14 protein-coding genes are annotated in these 17,103 nt (G+C 39.3%); 11 read left to right on the top strand and 3 right to left on the bottom strand.

The window, feature by feature from the left end:
* Positions 1-18: 18 nt before the first annotated feature.
* Both NQ488_04445 and fliB read left to right on the top strand, forming a co-directional pair.
* Positions 19-2,130, top strand: a complete 2,112-nt coding sequence (locus NQ488_04445) for an aminopeptidase (GenBank protein UWN96558.1) — start codon at positions 19-21, stop codon at positions 2,128-2,130.
* Positions 2,120-3,373 carry a flagellin lysine-N-methylase gene (gene fliB, locus NQ488_04450; protein ID UWN96559.1) on the top strand — a complete coding sequence of 418 codons (1,254 nt, stop codon included), beginning with the start codon at positions 2,120-2,122 and terminating at the stop codon, positions 3,371-3,373. The genes NQ488_04445 and fliB overlap by 11 nt, the downstream gene beginning before the upstream one ends.
* A gap of 11 nt (positions 3,374-3,384) precedes the next feature.
* Here the strand turns inward: fliB and NQ488_04455 are convergent, their stop codons facing one another.
* Genes NQ488_04455 through NQ488_04465 form a run of 3 tightly spaced genes read right to left on the bottom strand, consistent with a single transcriptional unit; the run spans position 3,385 to position 5,980 of the window.
* A complete protein-coding gene (locus NQ488_04455; protein UWN96560.1) occupies positions 3,385-3,900 on the bottom strand; it encodes a DUF4364 family protein in 516 nt (171 codons plus the stop codon).
* 11 nt (positions 3,901-3,911) lie between these two features.
* Positions 3,912-4,769 carry a TIGR01212 family radical SAM protein gene (locus NQ488_04460; protein UWN96561.1) on the bottom strand — a complete coding sequence of 286 codons (858 nt, stop codon included), beginning with the start codon at positions 4,767-4,769 and terminating at the stop codon, positions 3,912-3,914.
* Positions 4,770-4,825: 56 nt separating this feature from the next.
* Complete coding sequence (locus NQ488_04465; protein ID UWN96562.1) at positions 4,826-5,980, bottom strand: NADP-dependent malic enzyme; 1,155 nt, start codon at positions 5,978-5,980, stop codon at positions 4,826-4,828.
* A gap of 350 nt (positions 5,981-6,330) precedes the next feature.
* Between NQ488_04465 and rho the strand changes: the two genes are divergently transcribed.
* The 9 genes from rho (at position 6,331) to NQ488_04510 (ending at position 17,083) form a co-directional block, all read left to right on the top strand.
* The gene (gene rho / locus NQ488_04470) at positions 6,331-7,674 is read left to right on the top strand and encodes a transcription termination factor Rho (GenBank protein ID UWN96563.1); all 1,344 of its coding nucleotides are present in this window, start codon (positions 6,331-6,333) and stop codon (positions 7,672-7,674) included.
* 143 nt (positions 7,675-7,817) lie between these two features.
* Complete coding sequence (rpmE, locus tag NQ488_04475) at positions 7,818-8,024, top strand: 50S ribosomal protein L31 (GenBank protein UWN96564.1); 207 nt, start codon at positions 7,818-7,820, stop codon at positions 8,022-8,024.
* Positions 8,025-8,136: 112 nt separating this feature from the next.
* A complete protein-coding gene (locus NQ488_04480; protein ID UWN96565.1) occupies positions 8,137-9,543 on the top strand; it encodes a DUF1385 domain-containing protein in 1,407 nt (468 codons plus the stop codon).
* Positions 9,533-10,402 (top strand): peptide chain release factor N(5)-glutamine methyltransferase, encoded by an 870-nt coding sequence (prmC, locus tag NQ488_04485; GenBank protein UWN96566.1) that lies wholly within the window; start codon positions 9,533-9,535, stop codon positions 10,400-10,402. The genes NQ488_04480 and prmC overlap by 11 nt, the downstream gene beginning before the upstream one ends.
* Positions 10,403-10,520: 118 nt before the next feature.
* Positions 10,521-11,594, top strand: coding sequence for a peptide chain release factor 1 (gene prfA / locus NQ488_04490; protein ID UWN97104.1), 1,074 nt, complete (start codon positions 10,521-10,523; stop codon positions 11,592-11,594).
* 305 nt (positions 11,595-11,899) lie between these two features.
* Positions 11,900-15,082 carry a helicase-related protein gene (locus NQ488_04495; GenBank protein UWN96567.1) on the top strand — a complete coding sequence of 1,061 codons (3,183 nt, stop codon included), beginning with the start codon at positions 11,900-11,902 and terminating at the stop codon, positions 15,080-15,082.
* Positions 15,083-15,097: 15 nt separating this feature from the next.
* On the top strand, positions 15,098-15,799 hold the full coding sequence (locus NQ488_04500; protein UWN96568.1) for an RES domain-containing protein: 702 nt from the start codon (positions 15,098-15,100) through the stop codon (positions 15,797-15,799).
* A 14-nt stretch (positions 15,800-15,813) separates the two neighbouring features.
* Positions 15,814-16,545 (top strand): DUF4391 domain-containing protein, encoded by a 732-nt coding sequence (locus NQ488_04505; protein ID UWN96569.1) that lies wholly within the window; start codon positions 15,814-15,816, stop codon positions 16,543-16,545.
* On the top strand, positions 16,538-17,083 hold the full coding sequence (locus tag NQ488_04510; GenBank protein UWN96570.1) for a hypothetical protein: 546 nt from the start codon (positions 16,538-16,540) through the stop codon (positions 17,081-17,083). Before NQ488_04505 ends, NQ488_04510 begins: the two co-directional genes overlap by 8 nt.
* Positions 17,084-17,103: the final 20 nt, after the last annotated feature.

The following is a 17,103-nucleotide window of genomic DNA, read 5'->3' on the forward strand; positions in this document are numbered from 1 at the left end:
TGAAGGGAATGGTAGTTTATGTATAATGACAATCTGGAAGAGAGATATGAGCTTGCTGTTGATCGCGTGAAGGATATTATTGAGGTATGTGACAGGGAGATAAGCGGAGAGTTTGTGTCATACTTTAGAAATGTTGCGAAGTTCATTATGAAGATGGATGAACTTAAGTCGCTGATAGATGGCAATGTCATTGATAAGATGAGCATGGAAGAGCTTGAGATGCTCAACAGGAAGCTTTACAGTGATGTGGCTGACGAGAACTATGAGACAAGCTTTGCCAATCCGGCATATGCCGTAAGCGTAATGGGCGAGCTGTACGGAAGAATACTTTCATTCCTGTACGTTGAATTAAGAGGTCTTATTGTGTATGCGTATGAGAAGAGAATGGCTGACATGACAGCGGCCGTTGAACTTTTTGTGGAGATATACTGCCTGTTTACTGCTGATGTCCGTCCAAAATATAAAGAAATATATGATACAGTATACTGGTATGTAAGTGATTACAGTGATGTTACGATTGAGGAGCGTGTTGCTGAGCAGCTCGATGTTACGAAGTCATTTGCAGTAGATATAATAATGAATTCGGATTTAAGTGACCTGAGATATCTCTACAGATTCGGTGAGTATATAACAGACAATGAGATTGAGACTGCAAAGTATCTTAATTCGCTTTCACAGGAAGAGATTGATGCAATGGCATCAACTTATACGGAAGGCTTTAGAATCGGCTTTGTCATTGGCAATAAGGATCTTACCAGGAAGAGCATTGTCAATATAAGATACTGCATCGGATTTGAACGTGTTGTAAAGGCTGCAATACTTCAGTTTGAAAAGATGGGACTTAAGCCGAGCATATACAGGGCAGCAGTCAACACGATTAACAAACGCATGAATGCAAAGATTGGTTATTACTCAACAAGCCCTAATAAGCAGATGGATTATGACCACAGATTTGATAATGCGCTGTATCTTGATAATGATTTTGTGGTAAGAAAGCTTGGTGCGCTTAAGGCAGCTTATGAAAAGTATAAGACAGAGGCAGCTGCATTTGCAGGACCTGCTGTAATAGAAGTGTTTGGTGAGAAGCCGTTCGCTCCTGTGAATAAAAAGGAAGCGCTTAAGCTTGATGAGAGGCAGCAGAAGCTTTCTGTTAAGTATGACAGTGAATCCGGCAGACTTGTAAATGAATATATAAAGGGAGAAGAACGCAGTTTTACGATTATTGCCTATCCGATTCCTGAGATTGCAGATACGATTGATGAATACAGAAAGATATTTGCAGAAACGGTCAGAATCAATACTCTTGATTATGACAAATATAAGCGTATACAGCAGAGCATAATTGATGTTCTGGATAAAGCGCAGCATGTTGTTGTTAAGGGCTGTAATGGCAATAAGACAGATATGAAGGTTAGTCTTATGCCAATCGGGGATCCTGCAAAGCAGACGATATTTGAGAACTGCCTTGCCGATGTGAACATTCCGCTTGGAGAAGTATTTACATCACCAAGACTTAAGGGAACTGAAGGAACACTTAATGTGAGCCGTGTCTACCTTAACGGGCTTCTCTATAAGAACCTTACACTTAAGTTCAGGGATGGAATGGTAGAGGATTACGTATGTGACAACTTTGACAATTCGATAGATGTAGATGACGAAGGTAATGCAATCAATAAGAATAAGAGTTACATCCGTGAGAACATTCTCTTTAATCATGATACACTCCCAATTGGAGAGTTCGCAATAGGAACTAATACGACGGCGTATGTCATGGCCAACAGATATGATATTGTCGGCAAGCTCCCTATCCTTATAGTTGAGAAGATGGGACCGCATTTTGCCGTGGGCGACACGTGTTATACATGGGCGGAGGATGTTGCTGTCTATAATCCGGACGGTAAAGAGATTATATCACGCGATAATGAGATAACTCTTTTGCGTAAGACAGAGCCGGAGAAGGCGTATTTTAACTGTCACACGGATATTACAATACCGTATGATGAGATTGGCGAGATAAGTGCTGTTATGTCTGACGGAAGTAAGGTACAGATAATTGCTGACGGAAGATTTGTACTTGAAGGAACAGAAGAACTTAACAGACCGTTTGACGAGGAAGCAGATGAAGCTTAGAGTACCTGATTATTACAAAGAATTCAGATGCATTGACAAGGACTGTACGGATACATGCTGTGCCGGATGGGAAGTTGATGTTGATGAAGAAGCATATGCATATTATGAGACAGTTGGAGGCGAGTTCGGTAAAAGGCTCGCTTCTGTAATGTCAAGAGAAGGCGGATGCCATTTTATCTTAAAACCTGATAAAGACTGTCCATTCCTTAATGCAACAGGTCTTTGTGACCTTTATACGGAACTTGGAGAGGATAAGCTGTGTGAGACATGTGCGATGTATCCGAGATTTGTGGAGGAATATGGCAATATACGTGAGATGGGAATAGCATTGTCATGTAAGACTGCTGCTAATCTGATACTTACTTATGAAGGCAAAGCCGGCTTTGAGACAATGGAGGATGGCAAGCCACTTACATCGTATAACGATATAGAACCAGAATTTTATTTTGCACTTATGCAGTCGCGCAGAGTTGCTTATGCAATTGTACAGAACCGTGCGTATGATATCAGAGAGAGAATAGCGGTACTTATGCATTACGCTGAGAAGCTGCAGAAGAGCATTAATGTACACAGATATTCATATATTCATGAGATTAATGCAATGTACACTGTTCCAGGTGATGACATCTATGCAGATGTGAGGACTGAGAAGTTTGATGAGGTCATTGCAAAGCTCAGACGCAAATATACAGATTGGTCGGGGGCTAAGAAAAAGAGTATGCCGAATGCATGCGGATATTATAAGCATACCGGTAGTCTGCTTGCTATATTTGACAGCATGGAGATGGTTAAGGGTGAGTTTCATGAGTTTATAGCGGCAGACAGAGACAGCTTTGGACGCATGCACGATGCCGTTGATGCTTCATTGACTGATGTTAAGAACTACATAAGTTCTGTGAGAAGGTTCTGGGCTTCATATCCTGAGTGTAACATGCAGTATGAGCATGTAATGGTATATTACATTTTCAGATATTTCCTTAAGGCGGTCTATGATTATGACCTGCTTGGCAAAGTTAAGCTTGCGGTTACAGGATATCTTATGGTTGTTGAGATGGATGTTGTAAGATTTATAAAAAAAGATTACACAATGCAGCTTACAGACCAGATTGAGATAACACATCTTTATTCACGCGAAGTTGAACATTCAGATGAGAACTTCGCGCAACTGGATGAGATGTACGGCACGGCTGAAGAGTTCGGGTGTGAAAGACTGTACAGGTCTGTACTTGCACCTTTGGAATAGAATCCCGGATATTACATAAGCTTGTGCATTATAAAATCATATATTTCCTGACTGGCGTCTTTCCATTTGGAACACATGGCGTTAGCCTGTTCTTCAAGAGGCACAGAGAGACTCAGCTCAATAAGGGTTGAGTCTCCTTCTTTTACTTGGCAGTGAACGATGTAGTCCTGATTGGTTGAGCGGTAAAAGTCGGCGATAGTGCCAACCTCATTCTTGAGTTCGTATTTGTTATCGGTAAGATACTGCTCGATATCATCCTTGATTGCGTTAGAGATACGTGTGTTGAAAAATGCAATTGTGTCAGTGCCTTCCTCTGTAAGATGATACTGCGTAGTGTTGCGGTATACATCGGCGGCTATAAAGTTGGACTCTGTCAGGTCATTAAGAACTTCCTGAAGTGTAAAATAATCAGTGTAGTTATTAGAGAGCATGAATTCCGAAATCTGATTATTATTCAGCGGAAAGTTAACTCTGCTTAACATATACAAAATCATAAGTTTATATAGCGTCATCGAATCAGAAGGCATAGTTGTTAATCTCACTTTCTATATAATGAACCCTGTATCAGGCAGTCATTCATAAATCTTTGGTTTATCGTGTTAAGAACATGTTTTTTATCTGCACTCCACATCGGAGCAATGAGAAGCTTCTTTGGACCGTCACCGGTCAGTCTGTGTACCACCATGCCTGGCGGAAGTCTTTTGATAATCTCCTCGAGTATATCAATATACTCATCAAGCTCCGGAAGGTGAAAATGCTGCGCAGCATAGTCATCAGCAAGGTCAGTGCCCTTGAGAATATGAAGAAGCTGGAGCTTTATTCCGTCTGCATACCGGGATATATACGAAGCAGTGGCAAGCATGTCAGCTGTAGTCTCTCCGGGAAGACCTATTATCATATGTGCGATTATATGTTCACAGGAATGAAAATGCCTGAGGCGCATGATGGCATCTGCAAAGCACTCATTCTTATATCCGCGTCTTATATAACGCACAGAATTACAGTTGGTTGTCTGGAGACCAAGTTCAATCCAGATGGGTTTGATGGAATTAATATCAGCAAGAAGCCTGCATATCCCATCATCAAGGCAGTCGGGTCTTGTTGCAATCGAAATTATACGGATATGGCTGTTAAGTGCAGCCTCCATGTATACATTGCGAAGATATTCGACAGGTGCATATGTATTGGTATATGCCTGAAAATACGCAATGTAATCGTCACCGTGATATTTGCCCGACACCTGGCTTATGCCGGCTTCAATCTGCTCTGTGACAGTAGGTGCATTCCCGGCAAAATCGCCTGACCCTCCGGCACTGCAGAAGATGCAGCCTCTCGTGTCAATTAGCCCATCACGATTCGGACATGTCATCCGGGCGTTCAGGGCTAATTTATACATTTTACTGCCAAATGTATTAAGCAGATATTCATTTAACGAATAATAATGAGGGAGCATTAGTCTTCAATGTTATCCATTACAGCCCTGGATACAACATCTGCAACACGAGGGTCAAAAGCCTCAGGAAGGATGTTTACATCACTGAGCTCATTGTCAGCTACAAGACCTGCAATTGCATTAGCTGCTGCAAGCTTCATCTTTTCTGTAATCTGCTTTGCACGTCCTTCAAGCGCACCCTTGAATATTCCCGGAAAAGCAACTACGTTGTTAACCTGGTTAGGGAAATCGCTTCGGCCTGTTCCGACAACTCTTGCACCGGCAGCCTTGGCCACATCAGGCATAATCTCAGGAACAGGATTAGCCATTGCAAAGAGGATAGCATCGTGGTTCATTGAAGCTACCATATCAGCAGTTACGATATTAGGAGCAGATACACCGACAAATATATCAGCACCCTTAAGTGCGTCGGCAAGAGTACCTGTCTTATGTGTAAGGTTGGTAACATCCATCATTGATTCCTGCATCCAGTTAAGACCTTCGCTGCCCTTGCTTAAGATGCCGCTCTTATCGCACATGGTCACATTCCTGAATCCATAGGTGAGAAGAAGCTTAGTGATTGCAACGCCGGCAGAACCTGCACCATTGACAACAACCTGGCACTCTTCCTTATTCTTGCCGGTAACCTTAAGCGCATTGATTATACCTGCGAGAACAACAATTGCTGTTCCGTGCTGGTCATCATGGAATACAGGAATATCAAGCATCTCCTTAAGACGTGTCTCAATCTCAAAGCAGCGTGGAGCAGATATATCTTCAAGGTTGATACCACCAAATCCGGGAGCTATTGCAGCTACAGTCCTGATAATCTCTTCAGTGTCCTGAGTATCAAGACAGATTGGAACGGCATTGACTCCACCGAACTCTTTGAAAAGAACAGCTTTACCTTCCATAACAGGCATTGCTGCGTAAGGACCTATGTTGCCGAGTCCGAGAACGGCACTGCCATCAGATACGACAGCAATTGTATTGGACTTGATAGTGTACTTATATGCAGCTTCCTTGTCTTTTGCTATCACCTTACACGGTTCGGCAACGCCGGGAGTATATGCAAGTGCAAGATCCTCTCTTGATGCAATTTTGCATTTGCTTGTAGTCTCAATCTTCCCATTCCACTCTTCGTGTAACTTAAGAGCCTGTTCATTAACTGTCATTGGTTATTACCAGCCTTTCTTAATTACTTATTGTGTTATTGTTATTTACTACTTATTATAAATATTCCGGCTTAACAGCCTATTTTTTTATGATATCACAATGACAGCAAACAAGCAATCAAATTATAAATTCCTTTACATTTGGAAGATGAGGCTGTATAATACAAGAGTAAATGAATCTATTTTATTCAATGACACTTTTCAAAAAATCCCCAGGTAAAGATTATTTTAAATATACGTTTGATAATGTAATTTGATTTAGAAGAGATATTATGTCCGGTTAATTCAGATTTATTTGGTTAGTTATTTTTGTGCTGAAAACAATTTATATAATAATGGAGATTAAAATTATGAGAGAAAAATTAATGACTTTGTCATTGGCTGCTCTTCGTGATATAGCCAAAGACAAGAATATCAAAGGAATAAGTTCTATGCGTAAGAATGAACTTATCGATGCAATTATTGCTGCAAGTGAAGCTGACGGAACATTGAAGCAGGAAGAGAAAGATAAGAAGATAGATAACGTACAGGAAAGACAGCAGGCGTATGAGAAGACGGCAATCAGGGAAGAAGGACCTGATGCTAACGGTATTCTTGAAGTTATGCCTGAAGGATTTGGTTTTATCAGATGCGAGAATTATCTTCCGGGTGAGAATGATGTATATGTTGCACCATCACAGATCCGCAGATTCGGACTTAAGACAGGAGATATAGTACAGGGACCGAAGCGTGCCAAGAATTCAGGAGAAAAGTTCAGTGCCATCTATCAGATTGATAAAGTTAATGGACTTCGACCTGAGGTCAACATGGCAAGACCGGCATTTGAATCGCTGACACCTATTTTCCCTAATAAGAGGATCCACCTCGAGCCTAATTCCAATTCAGTAGCGATGAGAATAGTAGACCTTATATCTCCTATAGGAATGGGACAGAGAGGTATGATTGTATCACAGCCTAAGGCAGGTAAGACAACACTCCTTAAGCAGATTGCCAAGGCAATTACAGTTAATAATCCGGATATGTATCTTATTATCCTTCTTATTGATGAACGTCCTGAGGAAGTAACGGATATTAAGGAATCAATAGAAGGCGAGCATGTTGATGTCATATATTCAACATTTGACGAGCTTCCGGAGAGACACAGAAGAGTATCTGAGATGGTTATAGAACGTGCCAAGAGACTTGTAGAGCAGAAGAAAGATGTAATTATCCTGCTTGACAGTATAACAAGACTTGCAAGAGCATATAATCTTACAATACAGGCAAGCGGACGAACACTGTCAGGCGGACTTGATCCGGCAGCACTCCATATGCCTAAGAGATTCTTCGGTGCGGCACGTAATATGAGAGAAGGTGGAAGCCTTACTATACTTGCAACGGCGCTTGTGGATACGGGAAGCAAGATGGACGATGTTATATTCGAGGAATTCAAGGGAACCGGCAACATGGAGCTTGTACTTGACCGTAAGCTGTCGGAGAAGAGAATATTTCCTGCAATTGATATAGCAAAATCAAGCACAAGAAGGGATGACCTTCTGTTATCACATGATGAATATCAGGCTATGGAGATAGCAAGAAAAGCTCTCAGTGGAATGCGTGCGGATGAGGCGGCGGAGAGAATTCTTGATCTGTTCCTGCATACGAAGAATAATGCAGAATTCGTTGAGAGAGTAAAGAAAAATAAAATTTTCTAATTTTCCTGAAAAATATATTGCATTAATAATTTGGGTATGATATACTTTAAAAGCTGTTTATCAGAAATAAGATTGGTTAGTCCAATTTTTATGATAAATTTGTTATTAACTATGAATTATCAGTAGAGTAAGAGGTGAAAGTAATGAGAGAAGGAATCCATCCAGAGTACTATCAGGCAAAGGTTGTCTGCAACTGCGGCAACGAGTTCGTAACAGGTTCAACAAAGCCTGAGATTCACGTAGAAGTTTGCTCTAAGTGTCATCCTTATTATACAGGACAGCAGAAGGCTGCTTCAGCACGTGGACGTATCGATAAGTTCAACAAGAAGTATGGTGTTGAGAGCAAGTAATTTGCACAAGAAGTTGATGGTGATAGGGTTGAGATTGTATAATCTCAACCTTTTTTACGATAAGGCAAATTACTTTTAGCGTATGGTTCGGTTGAACCAGACAGGAGGTTTCATGAAGCTATCTGGAATTGGCGGTCAGGCAGTCCTTGAGGGTGTTATGATGCGTAATAAAGATAAGTATGCAATAGCTGTGCGTAAGCCGGATAATGAAATAGATGTAGTAACAAGGCAGTGCAAGTCTGACAGGAACCGTAGTAAGATCTGCAATGTTCCTATTATAAGAGGCGTGGTAAGTTTTGTTGATTCACTGGTGCTTGGAATGTCTTCACTTACTTATTCTTCAAGTTTTTACGAAGATCCCAAGGAACAGGAGCCTACCAGGGCGGATAACGTGGCAAAGGCCATATTCAGGGAAAAGCTTGATTCGGTAATTATGACAATCACAATCCTCTTTTCTGTTATTCTTGCAATTGCCCTTTTCATGGTTGCACCATATTATATATCCAGACTTCTTGCAAAGTTCATAGTATCACAGTGGGTGCTTAATCTTATAGAGGGACTTGTAAGAGTGCTTATATTCATTATATACATATTGCTTATATCGCTTATGAGTGATATAAAGCGTACATTTATGTATCATGGTGCAGAACACAAATGTATCAACTGCATCGAACATGGAATGGCACTGACAGTGGATAATGTACGTGCAAGCTCTAAGGAACATAAGAGATGTGGTACAAGCTTTATATTCCTTGTAATGTTTATTAGTGTAATATTTTTTATATTCATCCGGATGCCTAATCCATTTTTACAGATAGCAGTAAGAGTTCTCCTTGTGCCTGTAATTGCCGGTGTTTCTTATGAAGTAATCAGATGGGCAGGAAGCAGTGACAGTAAGGCAGTTATGATAGTCAGCAAGCCGGGACTGTGGCTTCAGAAGCTGACTACAAGAGAACCTGATGATTCCATGATTGAAGTTGGAATAAAGGCAGTCGAGGCTGTATTTGACTGGAAAGAATTCCTTGATGAGTACTACGATGGTGTACCGGATGATCAGATTCCACCGGAAGCATTTTACTATGAGGATGAAGACGGTACTGCATATTCAGAGGCAGAGATTAACGAGATTGCAGATGATGGACAGGAAGCAGAGGAGCTTGATGCTGAAGGTTATCTTGAAGATGAAGTCGTGGATGAAGCTGAAGATGCGTACGAAGATGAGTCTGGTGAAAATGATGACGAGCCGGAAGATTATGAATCAGATGAATACGAAGATGAATCGGATGATGGAATAGAGATGCTGGATGATGATTACGAGCCGGATGATGCAGATGAAACTGATGCGGATGAAGCTGATGCAGATGCGGATGAAGCCGATTCTGATGATGATGATGATGATGACAAGCAGGATTCCGACGGTATTGAGTTTGTCGATGATGAAGAAGAGGAAGAAGAGATTGGCATAGAGATGCCTATATTCAAGCAGAGGCATACGGAAGTAGGCAGAGATGACAGATAGTACCGCACCGAAGCTGACATACAGACAGATGTGTCATAATGGTGCCGCAATACTTGCAGATGCCGGAATTACGGATGCGGAGTATGACAGCTTTGCACTGCTGGAGTATATTACAGGAATGGACAGGACTGCATATATCCTTAATGGGAGCAAATCAGTCCCCGAAGATATAGCTGAGCGTTATGACGCTGTTATTGACAGACGTTCATCGCATATCCCGTTGCAGCATATTACAGGGCAGGCATGGTTCTACGGACGCGGCTTTAATGTAAACAGTGATGTGCTGGTTCCGCGTCAGGACACAGAGGTGCTTGTATCAGAGGCGTTAAAAGTAATTAATGCCAAAGATTCAGTACTCGATATGTGTACAGGATCCGGCTGCATTATAATAACGCTTGCTCTGGAGAAGAAGCTCGGACGTGCTTTAGGAGCAGATATATCTGAGGCTGCGCTTAAGGTCGCCTCGGGTAACAGGGAAAAGCTTGGGGCAGATGATGTTACATTTGTAAAAAGCAACATTTTCTCTGATATAAATGTTAATGATGATGAATTGTTTGATGTAATAGTGTCGAATCCTCCGTATATTGCTACCGGAGAGATTGAGACACTCACTGAAGAGGTGAGAATTCATGATCCGTATATAGCACTAGACGGATTAGAGGATGGACTGCACTTTTACAGGGAGATAACACAGCAGTCCATGAATTACATTAAGTCAGGCGGATGGCTGCTGTATGAGATTGGCTGCACGCAGGCGCATGATGTCAGTGATATAATGTCAGAATATGGTTATAGTAATATAAAAGTTATAAAAGACCTTGCAGGTCTTGACCGTGTGGTTATGGGTCAGAGATTATAAGAGCCTGCAGAATGGATATTAGATTGAAAAAACAGAATTTTTTCAATCGCAAGATTTGTGCTTGCACACAAACTTGAGATGCCCGGAAAGACGGGCAGGAATGGAGATTAGTATGGAGATATTTGGAAGATTGGAAGATCTTGTACATCGTTATGAGGATATCACGCTCGAGCTGAGTAATCCTGATGTAGTTAATGATCAGAAGAGATTTCGTGATTTGATGAAAGAGCAGAATGACATTACACCTATTGTTAATGCCTATAATGAATACAAGTCATGCAAGCAGAATATAGAGGATAGTCTTACGATGCTTGACGAGGAGAACGACGAGGAACTTAAGGAGCTTGCCAAGGAAGAGCTTAATGATTCTAAGAAGCGCGCAGAAGAGCTTGAGAACGAGCTTAAGATACTGCTCCTTCCTAAGGACCCTAATGATGATAAAGATATAATCGTTGAGATCCGTGCCGGCGCAGGCGGTGATGAGGCAGCACTTTTTGCTGCGGAGCTTTTCCGCATGTATACTCATTACGCTGAGAGCCGCAGATGGAAGGTTGAGGTTGTCAACTCTGACGAGACCGGTATCGGCGGTATGAAGGAAATTGAATTCATGGTAAAGGGACAGGGTGCATACTCAGTGCTTAAGTATGAGAGCGGCGTTCACCGTGTACAGCGTGTACCTGAGACTGAATCTGGCGGACGTATCCATACATCTACGGCGACTGTAGCGGTTATGCCAGAGGCAGAGGAAGTTGATGTCCAGATTGATGAGAAGGATATCCGTATAGATGTTATGCGTGCTTCAGGTAATGGTGGCCAGTGTGTAAATACAACCGACTCGGCTGTGCGTCTTACTCACTATCCTACAGGAATTGTCATCTACAGCCAGACAGAGAAGTCACAGATTCAGAACAAGGAGAAGGCATTTGCACTCTTAAGGGCAAAGCTGTATGATATGGAATGCCAGAAGGCACATGACGCAGAGGCTGATGCCAGACGAAGCCAGATTGGAACGGGTGACCGTTCTGAGAAGATAAGAACCTACAACTTCCCACAGGGACGAGTTACAGACCACAGAATAGGTCTTACACTTTATAAGCTTGATAAGATTATGGATGGTGACATTCAGGAAATCATTGACGCATGTATTGCGGCTGACCAGGCTGCCAAGCTGGCGAAGATGGGTGAAAACTAAATATTATATAAGAATATTGAAAGACGGACTTTGATACCGGGTGGTGTTGGGGGACGTCTTTTTATGTTGGTAACAATATTTTAAATGAAATATTTTGTATAACGTATAAAATATATTGTGTGTTGTAAGAAATTTATGATACAGATGAAATCGTTAATGATTTGTGATACAATTATATTAAGATTTATATATTTAATACATATTACAGATAATAATAAACTATAAGCTGTTTTACAACTGATTTGTAATACTTAATCAGAACACCGATGGACCGGGGGAGTGTTTAGTAAGGAGTTGGCTGATATATGAATGCGATAAGTTCCAATGAGCAGATGATACAGAAAATTAATGAAGTTCTCCAGAACAAGAAGGATGCAATAGTGAATATTGTAAATGACAAGCTGACGATATCAGTATTCTCCTTGCTTGAGAAGAACCTGCAGAATGTGAAAGAGATTAATTTTGTTATTCGTGATGTGAAGTTCCTGCCACATCAGTCAGAGATAGCTCACGAATTTGAGATTAATCCTACAGATGTACTGTTTAATGCTTATGATATTACAGAGAAAAACAAGTTACAGCATTTTTCCAAAGCTAGGAGTATGCATGATTTTATCGAGAAGCACGTTAATATTCGTAAGGTCAATGCAGGTATTCGCATAGGTGGAAATATCTTGATAATAGATGATGACTTTATGATTCAGGGTAGCTCCTCGCTCGAAGTTTCAAAGAAAAGCAGCAGAGATGCTTTCAGTAATATTAACTTTGACACGATATTAAATGGTAGTGCTGATAAGGAGCAGATTCTGGCAGCTTTAGAAACCTTTAAGAAGATTTGGTTCAATGAACAGGTGTCTGTAGATTACAAGGATGAATTGCTTGCGAGTTTGCAATATGTATATAAGGAGCATGCTCCAGAGTTTCTGTATTATTTTACATTGAATGAGTTGTTTGGTAATCAGCTTGATGCCGGGGTAGAGCGTTTTGAAAGAGACAGTGTCAGATTTAAAAAGACAGAGATTTGGAATGCATTATATGATTTCCAAAAGGATTGCGTAGTATCTGCAATTCGTAAGCTCAATACTTATGGTGGATGCATTATTGCAGATTCAGTAGGTCTTGGTAAGACGTTTGAGGCTCTGGCGATTATAAAGTATTTTGAAATCGGAATGAACAGAGTTCTTGTACTGACTCCTGCAAAACTCTATGACAACTGGAATTCTTTCAGAGGAGATTATAAGGATTCATTTTTACATGAGACATTTAATTACAGAATTATGTTGCATACTGATTTGTCCAGATATAGCGGAATGTCAAGATCAGGACAAGATCTCAAAAAGTTTGACTGGGGATTATATGACCTTGTAGTTATTGACGAGTCACATAATTTCCGTAATAGAAATGACAGATATGATGATAACGACCAGCTGATAATGACACGATATGCAAGATTAATGCAGGATGTTATTAAGCATGGAAATAATAATACAAAGGTGCTGATGTTGTCAGCTACTCCTGTAAATAATAGCTTGGTAGATTTGAAAAATCAGATAAGCATTATTACAAGAGATACAGATTCTGCATTTGAAGAACAGGGCATCACGAGTGTTGAAAATCTTTTGCGTAGGACTTCAGCAAGTATCAATGCATGGGAAAAGATTCCACATCATCAGAAAGACCAGTTGTTGGATAGTCTGCCATCAGATTTCTATAAGTTGCTGGAACTTATGACGATATCACGAAGCAGAAAGCATATTACCAGTTATTATGGTGATAAGGGAGTAGGTCAGTTCCCGGAGAAGAACAAACCAGATACATATAATAGCGATATTGATACAAAGAAGGAACTTTTACATTTCAGAGAGACCAATGAGCTTCTTGAAGCCTTGATTCTCAGTGTTTATACGCCTACAAGGTACATCAAGGAAGAATACAAGAAGCTGTACATTGAAAAGTATTCCCTCAAAGGTAAGCATGGTGGAGACATGAACTTCGATACACAGGCGAATGGTATGATTATTCTTCATAGATTCAATCTGTTTAAGCGTTTGGAAAGTTCTGTGTATTCCTTTGAAGAAACGCTCCGTAGACTGTTAGAAAGAATTGAGCGTACAGAACAATTATTGTTGAAAGGAAGCGGGAATGTATCTGAGGAAGATGCAGATTTTGATGACAACGATTCAGAGGATGTATATATTGAAGGAAAATATGAGATAGATGTCAAACATTTAAGAGTGGATGACTACTTGGAAGACTTAGCCAGCGATAAATATATTATTGCTGAGATTCATAAAAGTGCAAAGCGTATCCTTGATGAGCAGAGAGACCAGAAGCTTCAAGATCTTATGGGCATTTTGGAAAGAAAGGTCAGAGAAACTCCATACAATGCTGGCAATCGCAAGGTTATTATATTTACGGCGTTTGCGGATACAGCAGATTATTTGTATAACAGTCTTTCAGAACATATGAAGGACTTAGGGGTATATTCAGCTTGCATTACAGGCAAGAGAGTTGTTACTAATAACAGGAATGTTGACAGTGATTTCAATTCAGTATTATGTGCGTTCTCGCCAGTATCGAAGATGAAAAAAGAGATACCTGCAGAAGAGCAAATTGATTTATTGATTGGAACAGATTGTATTTCAGAAGGTCAGAACTTACAGGATTGCGACACTGTAATTAACTTTGATATTCAGTGGAACCCAGTATCTTTGATACAGAGATTTGGTCGTATTGACCGTATAGGAAGTAAGAATACAAATATCCAAATGATAAATTTCTTCCCTAACATGGAGTTGAATGAGTATCTTGGACTTGAAGCACGAGTCAAAGGAAAAATGACAACATTGAATTTGGTATCTACTGGTGATGAAGACGTGCTTACTCCTGAGATGAATGATTTCAATTTCAGAAAGCGTCAGCTCGAACGACTGAAGGATGAAGTTATTGATATAGAGGATGCAAACGACAATATTTCTCTTACTGATTTGAACATGAATGAGTATTTGAATGAGTTGTCGGAATACATTCAAAATGTACCAGAGATTAAGAAAGTTCCAAAAGGTGTGTATTCTGTAACAGACGGAGATAATGCTGGGGTACTATTCTGCTTCAAGCATCGCAACGATGCAAATAAGCCTAAATCTGACAGCTCTTTGTATCCATATTACCTCATATATATGAGAAATGATGGAGAGGTACTCTTTGGAAATGGACAGGCTAGGGAAGTGGTAAAGCAGTTCCGTAAGCTATGCTATGGCAAGAGCAAACCTGTCATGGAACTATTTCAAAAATTCTTTGTACGCACCAATAATGCCAAGGATATGCAGTTCTATTCAGACCTGCTTAATAAAGCGATAAAATCAATCAAGGGCGAAGAGGAGTCAAAGGCTACTCAGCTTATGTTTGATTTTGGCGGATTTAATAATGCCTTTGCCGATGAAACTGCTGATGATTTTGAATTGATTTCATTCTTGGTGGTTGAATAAATATAGGAGCAAATAATGAATATTAATACATGTGAAGCGCTTTTAGCAGAACTTCAAATAATGCAGTTTAAGTTTGAGTCTTTAAATGGTCAAAATAAGGAAAATAATATTGCAAACATCGTTAGTACTCTTAAGAAATGTGATATTGTAACACCGAAGAAGGAAAAATGGTATAGGGCAAGGGAAATACAAAATAATGATGAAAATATTATATATAATGAGGTTGGAATACCAATAAGAGGATATGATTCTGAACAATCTGGGGTAGCACCTGCAAGATATATTTCAGAAGGTAGAGCGAATGATAAAAATGAGCAGGTTCTGTATGTTGCAGAAGATCAAAATACGGCTTTAAAGGAAATAAAAACGGTTAAAGATAGTTATATTTCTTTATCATATTGCGTTTTAAATAAGAATATAAGACTATTAGATTTTTCACCATACTCAAATAATGAACTTGAAGGATATGCAAATAATCAGTTTAACGATGGTACATATAAAATGATTTTTGTTGAAATACAAAGAATATTGACATTGCCGGAATATTCAGAAAACGAATATGTTATTTCAAGGAAATTGGTTAGATTAATAAAAGAGAATATAAAAGCATCAGGAATGCTATATATTTCACATTACACTGGAAAAAAGAATATAGCTATTTGGGATAATAATAAATTCATAACTTTTTCTGAAGGAAAAGTTGTACAGGGCATTTAAGGAAAGAGAGTATTATGTTTGGATTGCCAGATACATATAGAGTAAATGTTGATGTGGCTTTAAAAGATTTTATTCCGAAGGCTTTAAAGCCTAATGACAAAAAGAGAATAAAAGATGCTATTGAGTCTGTAAGGCTTGATTATCAGATTGCTGGAGAAGAGATTCCATCCGTAAACAATGAAGAGTATCGTTGTCAGGTCATACAGTTTTATGATATTGAAGTGATAAACATTAAGGATGCAAATTTTCTTGCATCCACTTATCAGAACCTTATAAAACCTTTATGTGTGATTCATATGCATGATACAAATGATGAAGTTTATTCAATGGCAATAAAGCGACTTAGCCAGATTGATGATATGCAAATTGTTGTAGAGCAGATGCTGCTTACAGATAAATATATGCTAGGTATTCCTGACAGTAACAGGGATAGACTTATGGCATATATGAATTATGCCACAGTAAAGAATAAGATAGACAAAGTACAGCTTTACAAAGAGTGGTTTTATAAAGCATATATGGTTGTTAATGAGAAAGCCTATATCCACACAGACAAATTGTTGGATGGCAATAGTTGGTATGATGCTGACAGAACTGCAAGAATATGCCAGAAATATGTAGAGCTGGTAACGTCCAGGGGTAGATTAAAAACAGCAGTTACTAATGCCGAAAAGATGAAACTCAATAAAGAGATTAAAACAGAAATATGTCAATTAACAGAACTTGGAGGTGTACAGGATGATTAGCTGTGTATGGAACGTGTTTGCAGATGCAATAATACCAATTGGGGTTGCTATATTTGGTGTGTATGTGGCAGAACATTATGCAAGAAAAAGAGACTGGAAACAAAAACAAATTGAAATACAGATTGATTATTTAAAAAGAGAAATTGAATATTTAACTGAAATGGAAAATGGGGTTATATCTGTCACAAGACTAGTCGATAAATGTTTGATAACTCGTGATACAGATAAAAAAGTTGAAATATATAATTTGGTAATGGGACGATTAAGTGAATTAAATATAAAAAGTCTTTCTGTGTATTATGAGCTTGATTGTTATAATAAAGCAATGAATTTGGAAATAGATATTGAAAAATATAAAAATTCAATTGGAACGTGTATCAGTAATTTTAAAAAAATGTGTGATAGTTGCCTACAAGAACCGAATAAAGAATTGTCTGAAGATAAAATAAATAATGAAATTAGTATTGTTAAGAATGAAATAGAGTGTGCTATCGAGAAGATTACAAATAAAATGGTGGAGTATTTAAAAGTAGAGTAATTTTGATATATTACGAATGG

Origin of the sequence: [Bacteroides] pectinophilus (genome assembly GCA_025146925.1) — a bacterium.
Classification (GTDB): domain Bacteria; phylum Bacillota; class Clostridia; order Lachnospirales; family Lachnospiraceae; genus Bacteroides_F; species Bacteroides_F pectinophilus.